10 protein-coding genes are annotated in these 11051 nt (G+C 67.4%); 6 read left to right on the top strand and 4 right to left on the bottom strand.

What is annotated here, in order from left to right:
* The first annotated feature begins 119 nt into the window (after window positions 1-119).
* A complete protein-coding gene (locus C0461_RS11300; RefSeq protein WP_292106963.1) occupies window positions 120-1403 on the top strand; it encodes an FAD-dependent oxidoreductase in 1284 nt (427 codons plus the stop codon).
* A 3-nt stretch (window positions 1404-1406) separates the two neighbouring features.
* Here the strand turns inward: C0461_RS11300 and C0461_RS11295 are convergent, their stop codons facing one another.
* Complete coding sequence (locus C0461_RS11295) at window positions 1407-2609, bottom strand: DUF1343 domain-containing protein (RefSeq protein ID WP_292106961.1); 1203 nt, start codon at window positions 2607-2609, stop codon at window positions 1407-1409.
* On the bottom strand, window positions 2606-3121 hold the full coding sequence (locus C0461_RS11290; protein WP_292106959.1) for a DOMON-like domain-containing protein: 516 nt from the start codon (window positions 3119-3121) through the stop codon (window positions 2606-2608). The genes C0461_RS11295 and C0461_RS11290 overlap by 4 nt, the downstream gene beginning before the upstream one ends.
* A 219-nt stretch (window positions 3122-3340) precedes the next feature.
* Between C0461_RS11290 and tyrS the strand changes: the two genes are divergently transcribed.
* The 5 genes from tyrS (at window position 3341) to C0461_RS11265 (ending at window position 7500) form a co-directional block, all read left to right on the top strand.
* Window positions 3341-4636, top strand: a complete 1296-nt coding sequence (gene tyrS / locus C0461_RS11285) for a tyrosine--tRNA ligase (RefSeq protein ID WP_292106956.1) — start codon at window positions 3341-3343, stop codon at window positions 4634-4636.
* Between the two features lie 51 nt (window positions 4637-4687).
* Window positions 4688-5044, top strand: coding sequence for a GIY-YIG nuclease family protein (locus tag C0461_RS11280; RefSeq protein WP_292106952.1), 357 nt, complete (start codon window positions 4688-4690; stop codon window positions 5042-5044).
* Entirely contained in the window at window positions 5034-5501 is a 468-nt protein-coding gene (gene bcp / locus C0461_RS11275) for a thioredoxin-dependent thiol peroxidase (protein ID WP_292106950.1), read from the top strand. Before C0461_RS11280 ends, bcp begins: the two co-directional genes overlap by 11 nt.
* 225 nt (window positions 5502-5726) lie before the next feature.
* Window positions 5727-6881, top strand: coding sequence for a peptidoglycan DD-metalloendopeptidase family protein (locus tag C0461_RS11270; RefSeq protein ID WP_292106947.1), 1155 nt, complete (start codon window positions 5727-5729; stop codon window positions 6879-6881).
* A 115-nt stretch (window positions 6882-6996) separates the two neighbouring features.
* Entirely contained in the window at window positions 6997-7500 is a 504-nt protein-coding gene (locus C0461_RS11265; protein ID WP_292106965.1) for a polymer-forming cytoskeletal protein, read from the top strand.
* Window positions 7501-7521: 21 nt separating this feature from the next.
* On the opposite strand, the gene prfB is transcribed toward C0461_RS11265, so the two are convergent.
* Window positions 7522-8647 (bottom strand): peptide chain release factor 2 gene (gene prfB / locus C0461_RS11260; protein WP_292106944.1). Its coding sequence is split into 2 segments (ribosomal slippage): window positions 7522-8577 and window positions 8579-8647, totalling 1125 coding nucleotides; the frame shifts between segments, so codons are not numbered across the junction.
* A 73-nt stretch (window positions 8648-8720) separates the two neighbouring features.
* Window positions 8721-11051, bottom strand: a 2331-nt coding sequence (locus tag C0461_RS11255) for a penicillin-binding protein 1A (protein ID WP_292106941.1), incomplete at its 5' end; no start/stop codon positions are given.

The raw sequence follows: 11051 nt of genomic DNA, 5'->3' as shown, positions 1-11051 counted from the left end.
CAGGGGGCAAGCCAAGAAATCCGTCGCCCGGGCGCGGCATATTATCCCCGTTCGGATCGCACTGACCGGCGCGCCGTGCGTTAAGGGGGGTGGAGACGAGCCAGCGAACGGGGACTGACATGCATGCGGATTTCGTGATCGTCGGCGGCGGCGCCGGCGGGCTGCTGCTCGCCGCGCGGCTGGGCCGCAAGCTGGGACGACGGCAGGGCCGTCGCCGGGTGTTGTTGCTCGACCGGACGCCGATCCACATCTGGAAGCCCAGCCTGCACGAAATCGCCGCGGGCACGCTGGACGCCCATCAGGAGGGGCTGTCCTACCCCATGCTGGCGCGGCGGAATTCCTTCAGATTCAGCCTTGGCGACATGGCCGGGCTCGATGTGGACGGCAAGCGTCTGACGCTGGCGGAAATGCGCGACCCGGATGGCAAGGTCATCGTTCCGGAGCGGGCGGTGACTTTCGAGCGGCTGGTGCTGGCCACCGGCAGCGGGTCGAATCTGTTCGGCACGCCGGGCGCCGCCGAGCACGCCCGGCTGCTGGAGGACACCGACGACGCCCGGGACTTCCAGAAGCGCCTGACCACCGCCTTCATGGCCACGGCCTTTTCCGATGAGCGCGTGCTGAGGATCGCCATCGTCGGGGCTGGAGCCACCGGCGTGGAACTGGCCGCAGAACTTCTGGAGGCCCACGACGCCTTTCAGGAGGCTCTGGCCCACGACCAGCAGTTCCGGCTGGAGGTCACTATCGTGGAGATGGCGCCGCGCATCCTGGGCGGCCTGCCCGAGCGCGTCGCCAATCAGGCAATGACCGCCCTGGCCCACAAGGGCGTGCGGGTCATGACCGACACGAAGGTGGAGCGGGTGCGCGCCGATGGGCTGGACACGTCCCAAGGCGCCGTTCCGGCCGACCTGATCGTCTGGGCCGCCGGGGTGAAGGCGGACGAGCGGAACACCTCTTTCGGCCTGAAGACCGGCAAACTGAACCAGTTCGTCACCGACGACCGCCTCCGCACCTCGGCGCCGGGCGTCTGGGCCATGGGCGACTGCGCCGAGACGCCGGGCGCGAACGGCCGCCCGATCCCCGCCCGCGCCCAGGCCGCGGCCCAGCAGGCGGACTATCTGGCCGACGCCCTGTTGGCCGATGTTCAGGGCCGGGCGGGCGGCAGGAGCTTCGTCTATCGCGACCGGGGCTCGCTGGTGGCCCTGGGCGACGACGAGGCGGCGGGCTCCCTGATGGGCGGCCTGCTGGGCGACCGATTCTTCATCGAGGGGCTGACGGCGCGCTGGGCCTATATGTCCCTGCACCTGGACCACCACCGGCGCATTCTGGGCCCTGTGCGGACGGCGGTGCTGGCGCTGGCGCGGCTGGTGCACAACCGCATCTCGGGCCGGCTCAAGCTGCACTGAGGCTCAATACAGCAGGAAGGGCCGCCGCTCCTCGATCCACGCGGCCTCGTCCGGGAGGGTCAGGGCGTCCAGATCGCCGGGCATGGCGGCGGCGTCATCGACCCATTCGCGTAAGGAAGGACCGCCGTTGATGACGTCGATGGGCAGCTTTCCGAAGGCGTACTCATAGGGGAAGTCCCGCCACAGGTCATAGTCAGGCCAGAGGCGGCGGATGGCCTTGAAACCGAGGGCCTGGACCCGCCACGGGCGGAAGGCGCCGTGGTCATAGTGCGGGCCTTCCACATGGATCTGGACGCCGCTGCACAGCCTGCCCACATGCTTGTGGAAGGTGGGCTCGAACCACATGTCGCGCAGCTTGCAGCCGCCCAGCCAGTCGGGGGCCAAGGCCTGCATCTCCGCGATCACGGCGCGGGCGTCGATGTCGGGGGCGCCGAACAGCTCCAGCGGACGGGTGGTGCCCCGGCCTTCCGACAGGGTGGCCCCCTCCAGCATGACCGTGCCCGCATAGGCGCGGGCCATGGACAGGTTCGGCGCATTGGGACTGGGGTTCACCCACGCCCGCTCCAGCAGCGGCCAGCCGTGGCCTGGCGCCTGATCGGGTGACCAGTTTTCCATCGTAATCACATGGTAGTCCACGTCGATCCTGAAGTGATGGATGAACCAGCGGCCCAGCTCGCCCATGGTCAGGCCGTGGCGCATGGGCATGGGGCCGGCGCCCACGAAGCTCTCCCAGCCGGGACGAAGCGCCAGCCCTTCCACCGGCCGCCCGGCCGGATTGGGCCGGTCCAGAACCCACACGGACTTGCCATGTTTCTGGGCCGCTTCAAGCACATAGAGCAATGTGGTGACATAGGTATAGATGCGGCAGCCAAGGTCCTGGAGGTCGATCAGGATGACGTCGAAGGTCTCCATCCATTCGTCCTTCGGACGGCGGACCTCGCCATAGAGGCTGAACACCGGAACGCCGTGGACCGGATCGCGGTAGTCCGGGCTCTCCATCATATTATCCTGAAGGTCGCCCTTCATGCCGTGCTGGGGACCGAACAGGGCCGTCAGCGTGATGCCGTCACAGGCCGCAAGGGCGTCCACGCCATGGGCGAGGTCCGCCGTCACCGAGGCCGGGTGCGCCAGCAGCGCCACGCGCCGCCCCTTCAGGTCGCGGCGCAGGTCGGGGTCGGACAACAGGCGGTCGAGGCCGAAGTTCATGCGGAGGTCTCGGGCAGGGTCAGGACGAATGAGTCGGGGTGGTGAAAGTCGGGCTTTTCCGCCGGATGCGCCAGCGCCCAGTAGCTGAGCGCGCCGTCGGTCGTCTCGATGACGGCGGACAGGCCGATCCGGCCGTCGGCATCCGGGGGCAGGATCACATCGGCGGTGAGGACCACGGTCTCGGCCGCTTGACGCATGACGAGGACCGGCGCGGGCTGCTCAAGGGGCGCGATGCCCTGCCGGTAAGCGTCAAAGCCATAAGCCGCCCATGCGCCGGAGGGCGACAGATTATATTCCGCATAGCCGACGCGGCGTCCGGCGAAGGCCTCGAAACAGCTGGAGCGCCACAAACCGTCGGTGCGCGTTCTCTCGGCCGGCGGGGGCAGACGCAGGGCTGCGACCGGGCCGGTGACACGGTATTCAAGGCTGAGAATACGGTCCCTGCGACGCACCTGGACCTGAACCTGCAGTCCGGCGGAGGGCGTCGACGGGTGGGGGGTCAGCGCGACCACGATTTCAGACTCCGGGCCGGAAAAAACATAGTCTGAATTGTCTGAATTGTCCGAAATCGGCCCCTCCCCCGTTCGGCGGCTCCGGCCGCCAATGGCCGCGCACGCCCGAACTGTTCATTCTAACATGCCCTGAAACAGCGGGGTGAAAGTCATTACCTTCAACGATGCGCGCGCGTCGTGCTACACGCCCTGCTCCCCTATGCTCAAGCCGCTTTGACCATGACCGATCACGCCTTCAAGTCCGACTTCCTCAAGACGCTGTCCCAGCGCGGCTATATCCACCAGATCACCCACCCGGTCGAACTGGATGCGGCGGCGGCATCGGGCGTGGTCTCGGGCTACATCGGCTTCGATGCGACGGCGCCGTCGCTGCACGTGGGATCGCTGATCCAGATCATGATGCTGCGTCGACTGCAGCAGGCGGGGCACCGGCCCGTTGTGGTCATGGGCGGCGGCACCACCAAGGTGGGTGATCCGACCGGCAAGGACGCCTCGCGGCCCCAGTTGACCGACGCCGACATCGCCGCCAACATCGCCAGCATCCGCACGGTGTTCGAGAAATTCCTGACCTTCGGCGACGGTCCGACCGACGCGGTCATGATCGACAACGACGAGTGGCTGTCGAAATTCGGCTATGTGGAATTCCTGCGCGAGTACGGCACGCAGTTCACCGTCAACCGAATGCTGGCCTTCGACTCGGTCAAGCTGCGGCTGGAACGGGAGCAGCCGATGACGTTCCTCGAGTTCAACTACATGCTGATGCAGTCGGTGGACTTCCTGGAGCTGAACCGGCGCCTGAACGTGACCCTGCAGATGGGCGGATCGGACCAGTGGGGCAACATCACCTCCGGCGTCGATCTGGTGCGCCGGATGGATCAGAAGTCCGCTTTCGGCCTGACCACCCCGCTGCTCACCACGGCGTCCGGCGGCAAGATGGGCAAGACCGCACAGGGCGCCGTCTGGCTCAACGCCGAGCAGTTGAGCCCCTATGACTACTGGCAGTTCTGGCGGAATGCCGACGACGCGGACGTGGGCCGGTTCCTGCGCCTGTTCACCGACATGCCGCTGGACGAGATCGCGCGTCTCGAGGCGCTGGAAGGCGCGGAGGTGAATGAGGCGAAGAAGGCCCTGGCCGACGCGGCGACGACAATGCTGCACGGGGCGGACGAAGCGCTGAAAGCACGCAGGACATCAGAAGAGGCATTCGAGAAGGGTCACGCGACAACGGACCTGCCGACCCATGAGTTCGTCTGGGCGGGAACGTCGGAGGAACAGGACCGGCACGGCGGGCCCTTCCAGCAACGACAGGCGGAAGCCCTTCTCAAGGCTTCCGAGTTGTCCCCTTCGATTGGACAGGCTCGGAAAAAAATCCAGAATGAGGGTGTCTGGATTAATGACAATCTCATCAAGGACCCGGGCCATCTGTTCGGTCTCGATGATGTTGATTCCGACTTAGGGGCGTTCAAGGTGAAGCTTGGCAAGCGTGGCCAGATCGTGCTCGTGAAACCCATCTAAATTCCGCTCATCCCCGCGCACGCGGGGACCCAGATCGGAGCAGGCTGGATCGTGGCGTTCTACACCTACATCCTGGCAAGCCGCCGAAACGGCACCCTCTATACCGGCTCGACCGACGGTCTCATCGCTCGCGTCAGTCAACATAAGGCGAAGACGTTCGATGGGTTCACGGCGCAGTACGGCGTGGATCAGCTGGTCTGGTTCGAAGTTCATGACTCCCGAGACGGCGCTTTCCGTCGTGAGCGGCAAATCAAGAAATGGAAGCGGCGCTGGAAGGTGCAGATGATAGAAGAGAACAATCCCGACTGGCGTGACCTGTATGATGAGGTGCGCCTCGGCGATCTCAAGGATGCGTCGGACTGGGTCCCCGCGTGCGCGGGGATGAGCGGAGTAAAAGATGACAGATAACCTCGAAGGTTCGGAAGCCCCCGCGTTCGACATGCCGACGGACGGCGGCGGCCGGGTCAGCCTGGACGGACTGAAGGACCAGTGGGTGGCGCTGTATTTCTATCCCAAGGCGGATACGCCCGGCTGCACCAGCGAGAGCAAGGACTTCTCGGCGCTGAAGACGGCGTTCGGGCGCGTCAACGCCGTGGTTGTCGGGGTGTCCAAGGATCCGGTGAAGAAGCTGGACCGGTTCAAGGACAAGCACGAACTGAACGTGACCCTGGCGTCCGATGACGGCGGCGACGTGTGCGAGCGTTACGGCGTCTGGGGCGAGAAGATGCTGTACGGCCGCAAGTTCATGGGCATCGAGCGGGCGACGTTCCTGATCGACCCGGAAGGCAAGGTGCGGCGCGTCTGGCGCAAGGTGAAGGTCCCGGGCCACGCCCAGGCGGTTCTGGACGCCGTGAACGGGGCTTAGCGGCCGCCCTTTACACGGTCGTCATCGTCCTCGTTCATAAGGGCCGGAATAGCGATGACACTCCACTCCAGATTCGGCGAAATACACGCAGCAGGCGAAGTTAACCGTCGTCAGCATCGTATGCGGTGAAATCGGAGCGGACCTCCTCGTTCTTTGCGGGAACTCCCTTGCACGAGCGTGACTGTTCACGGATAACGACGGCCTGACGTTGGGGGACGTTAACCGATGATTAGAAACTTCGCTTCTCAGCTCTCGGATCTGATCGAGCGAATCTTTCCGGAACGGCATCTCTATCTGAGGTGCAACGGTGAAACCCGCGGTTACGTGCTGACCACAGGCCGGCAGATGCTGGCGGCCGGCGCGGCGACGGTTCTGGGCGGCTGGATGCTGGTTTCAAGCGGCGGCTTCATGCTGGGCGCCCTGGCCGAAAGCCGGGCCGAAGCCGAGATCGCCCGCACCCGCGCCGCAGCAGAACGGGTCAACGCCGATCTTCAGGCCCGGCTGGAAAGCGCGGTCATGCGCATGTCTGCGACGACCGGCTCGCTGGAGGAAACCGCCCAGATGGTCGAGCGGCGCCACGCCGCCCTGACCCAGGTGATGGGCATGTTCAACGGCATCCCCGGCTCGGAGGAGGCTCTGGCCCCGGCCCGTCCGCTGGACCCCGACAGCAACTCTCCCATTCGACGCATCGCCGCCGTGCAGGCGGATCAGGAGCGCCTGATCGCCCGGGCGGAATCCTTCGCCGACAATCGCGCCGAGCGCCTGCGTCTGGCCTTCCGGCTGGCGGGGCTCAATCCCTCGGCCTACGCCGGAGCGGGCACAGCCCTGGGCGGGCCGCTGGTGGAGGCGCGGGATCCGCGCGCCCTGGCCGCGGTGCTGGACGTGGACGAGGCTTTCGCCATGCGCATCCGCAGCGCCGCTCACAATCTGTCCGATATGCGCGGCCTGGCCGACGCCGCCGAGCGCCTGCCCTTCGACCGTCCGGTGAATGCGGCGCGCACCACCTCGGGCTTCGGCGTCCGCTTCGACCCCTTCAACGGCCGTCCCGCCCTGCACCAGGGCCAGGACTTCGCCGCACCGACCAACACGCCGATCCTGGCCACGGCGCCGGGCGTCGTCTCCTTCGCGGGCGTTCGCGGCGGCTATGGCCGCACGGTCGAGATCGACCATGGCGGCGGGTTCAAGACCCGCTACGCCCACCTCCACACCATCGCCGTCCAGCCCGGCCAGCGCGTCGCGGTCGGCCACCGGATCGGCGGCATGGGCACCACCGGGCGCTCCACGGGCGTGCATCTCCATTACGAAGTGTGGATGAACGGCCGACCCCAGAATCCCGCCCGCTTCATGAGAGCCGGAGAACAAATTGTTCAACAAAACTAAGCCTGCCGCCAAGCCCCTGCGGTCAGAAGAGCCGATCCCGCCACTGCCTGACCTGCCGTCGCCCGGCCAGGCCCGGCGCCCGACGCCATCAACGGCGCCCCAGCAGGCCGCCTCGATGCCCTCACAGGTCCCCACGGGGAAGGGCCTCTCCACCCTGTCCGCCGACCTGACGTTCGAGGGCAACGTCTCGGGCGCCGGCGACCTGCAGGTGGACGGCACGGTCAAGGGCGACCTGCGCGTCGGCCGCCTGATCGTCGGAGAGACCGGCGCGGTCGAAGGCAATGTCTCGGCGGACTATGTGGAGGTGCGCGGACGCATTGTCGGCGGCGTGAACGGCAAGCAGATCAAGCTGCTGGGCACCGCCTATGTGGACGGCGACATCACCCACGAGCAGCTGTCCATTGACGTGGGGGCCTATTTCCAGGGCCGCTGCATCCAGGGCCGCCGCGACGCCGCGCCCACGCCCGCCGCGTCCTCCGCCGCCTCGACCGCCCCCGCTGCGACGCCCGCGACGTCCAGCGCGGCGCCGGCTTCGACGCCCGGTTCGACGCCCGCTTCGACGCCCGCTTCTTCGGGCGATGACACGATCCAGCCGTTCCAGGCCAAGACCCCGGCCTGATCGCGAGAGAGGGGCGGCCGATCAGTCCCCGGCCGCCTCGCCCCGCTTGTCGCCCACGCGCGCAGCCAGGGCGGCGCCCATGAAGGCGTCCAGATCGCCGTTCAGCACGCCGTCGGTGTCGGACGTCTCCACGTTCGTGCGCAGATCCTTGACCATCTGATAGGGCTGCAGGACGTAGCTGCGGATCTGGTGGCCCCAGCCGATATCGGTCCTGGCGTCGGCCAGGGCCTGGGCGGCAGCCTCGCGTTTCTGAAGCTCCAGCTCGTACAGGCGCGCGCGCAGCATCTTCCAGGCCTGCTCGCGGTTCTGGTGCTGTGAGCGTCCGGCCTGGCAAGCCACCACGGTGTTGGTGGGGATGTGGGTCAGGCGGACAGCGGAATCGGTCTTGTTGATGTGCTGACCGCCCGCGCCGGAGGCCCGGTAGGTGTCGGTGCGCACGTCGGACGGATTGATGTCGATCTCGATGGTGTCGTCCACCACCGGCGACACCCCGATGGAGGCGAAGGAGGTGTGCCGCTTGGCCGCCGAGTCGAAGGGACTGATGCGCACCAGCCGGTGCACGCCGGACTCCGACTTGAGCCAGCCATAGGCGTTGGGGCCCGAAATCTGGATGGTGGCGGACTTGATGCCCGCCTGCTCGCCGTCGGTCTCTTCCTGGACCTCGACCTCGTAGCCACGGGCCCTGGCCCAGCGGCTGTACATGCGCAGCAGCATGCCGGCCCAGTCGTTGGACTCGGTGCCGCCGGCGCCGGAGTTGACCTCCAGATAGGCGTCGTTGCCGTCGGCCTCGCCGGACAGCAGGGCCTCCAGTTCGGCACGGGCGGCGCGGTCCTTGATCGCCTTCAGGCTGGCGCGGGCGTCCTCCAGGGTGGCTTCGTCGCCTTCCTCGTCGGCCATCTCGGACAGCATGACGGCCTCTTCCAGACCGTTCTCCATCTCGCGAACGGCGTTGATCTGGGCCTCCAGCCGCGAGCGTTCTCGGCTGAGGGCCTGGGCCTGATCAGGGTTGTCCCACAGGGTGGGGTCCTCGACGCGGGCGTTCAGCTCGTCGAGTTTTCGAAGCGCAGGCTCCCAGTCAAAGACGCCTCCTGAGCAGAGCCAGGCTCTGCTCGATGTCGGCCTTGGCGGCCTCGACATCCGGTCTCATCGCATCACTCCCGAAGCGAAAACAGGTGCGCCGCCCGAGGATTCGGGCGGCGGGAGAAAGGTCATCTAGTCGGTCAGTAGAGGCCGCTCAAGTCCTCAGCGGGCTCACGGCGCGGCGCCGGCGCCTGTTCTGCAGGCGCGGGCTGTTGCTGCTGCTGGGCCTGCCGCTGGGCCTCGGCCTCGCGGCGCAGGACGTCGGTGTAGGCCTGCGGACCTTCCCACGTCTGCTGAACGGGCGCCGGTTCGGCGCGCCGTTCGGTGCCCGGCCGGAACGCCTCCTCGATGCCATTGACCGTGCGGAAGATGGCGTTGCGCGGACGCACGAAGGGACGGGCGGGCCGTTCCTTGAGCGCCTCGGTCATGAAATTGATGAACACCGGGACGGCCGTGGCGGCGCCCGCCTCGCCGGAGCCCAGCGAGCGGTTGTCGTCGAAGCCGATGAAGACCCCGACCACGATGTCGGTGGTGAATCCCACAAACCAGGCGCTCCGGTATTCGTTGGTGGTGCCGGTCTTGCCCGCCACCCAGCGGCCGAGCCCGCGCGCACGCACGCCGGTGCCGCGCTGGATCACGCCTTCGAGCATGGAGCTGATCTGGTAGGCGGTGATGGGGTCGATGACCTGCTCGCCCCGGGGTGTCAGGCGCGGGGAAGCGGCGCCGTCGAAGCCCCGGCCGCAGTTGCGGCAGTCCCGCTGGTCGGCCCGGTAGATCGTGCGGCCGTTGCGGTCCTGCACAAGCTCGATCAGGTACGGGTCCACGCGCCGGCCGCCATTGGCGAAGGCGGCGTAGGCCGCGGTCAGGCGATAGGGCGTGGTCTCCCCCGCCCCCAGTGACAGCGACAGATTGGGCTGCATGTCGTCGCCGGCGCCCATGTCCTCCGCGAGCTGGACCACATTGTCCATGCCCACCGCCTGCGCCAGACGCACGGTCATGACGTTGCGGGACAGCTCCAGGCCGCGTCTCAGGCTTTGCGGGCCATAGTACTGACGGCTGTAATTCTCGGGGGTCCAGGGCCGCCCGCCGGCGCCGCCAGGGAAGGAGATGGGTGCGTCCAGCACGATGCTGGCCGGGGTGAAATCACCCTCGAGGGCCGCAGCATAGACAATCGGCTTGAAGGCCGAGCCAGGCTGCCGCTCGGCCTGGGTGGCGCGGTTGAAGCTGGACAGGGCGTAGGAATAGCCGCCCACCATCGCCAGAACGCGGCCGGACCGGGGCTCCATGGCCACCAGGGCGCCGTTGACCGCAGGCACCTGTTTCAGGGCGAACTGACCGCCTTCACGCGGCTCGACGAAGATCAGGTCGCCGACCTCCAGCCCGGAACCGGCGCGCGCCCAGCTGACGTCTGCGGCCAGAAGGGTTCCGGTCTGATCGTCCTGGGCGGTGCGGACGCGCACCGTGTTCCCATTGACGCTTTCGACCACGGCGGCCCGCCATTCCCGGCGCTCGGGCGGCGCTGCACGTTCCTCGGCACGCTCCTGCCAACCCTCGGCGATATCCACACTGCCCCAGCCGCCGCGCCAGCCATGGCGGCGGTCGTAGTCCTCCAGCCCCTGCATCAGGGCTGTGCGGGCGGCCGACTGCAGCGACGGGTCCAGCGTCGTGCGCATGTAGTAGCCGCCAGCGTTGATGTCCTCGCCGAACATGACCAGGGCGCGGCGGCGGGCCTCCTCCACGAAGAAATCCGCGTCCCGGTACTGGGCCCGGCGCGGCGCGTCCTGGGTGGTCAGCGGGCGGGCGCGGGCGGCCTGGTACGCGTCCTCGGTGATGAAACGGTTGGAGCGCATGGCGCCCAGCACCCAGTTGCGGCGATCCAGGGCGGCCTCGGGCCGGCGGATGGGGTGATAGTTGTTCGGGCCCTTGGGCAAGGCCGCCAGGAACGCGGCCTCGTCGACCGTCAGTTGATCCAGCGACTTGCCGAAATAGTTGAACGCGGCGGAGGCCACGCCGTAGGAGCGGTAGCCGAGGAATATCTCGTTCAGATAGAGCTCGAGAATCTGCTCCTTGGACAGGGTCGCCTCAAGGCGGCTGGCCAGGATGGCCTCGCGCAGCTTGCGGCCGATGGTGCTCTCATTGGTCAGCAGGACGTTCTTGGCAACCTGCTGGGTGATGGTCGAACCGCCCTCGAGCCGCCGCCCCTGCACCGCGTTGAGAACGTTCTTGAACATGGCCCGGCTGACGCCGCCCACATCGATCCCGCCGTGCTGGAAGAAATTGGAGTCCTCGGCCGCCAGGAACGCCTGGACCACCGGGGCCGGGATCTGGTCGTAGGTCACATAGATGCGGCGTTCCTGTGAGAACTCGCCGATCAGGGTGCCGTCGCCCGCATAGACGCGCGTGGCCGTGGCCGGACGGTATTCCGCCAGGTCGCCCGCGTCGGGCAGGTCATGGAAAAGCCAGGCGGCGTA

It is taken from the genome of Brevundimonas sp. (assembly GCF_013823285.1).
Taxonomy (GTDB): domain Bacteria; phylum Pseudomonadota; class Alphaproteobacteria; order Caulobacterales; family Caulobacteraceae; genus Brevundimonas.
The sequence above is the reverse complement of the archived record's forward strand: the minus strand, read 5'-3'. Positions and strand labels throughout refer to the sequence as shown.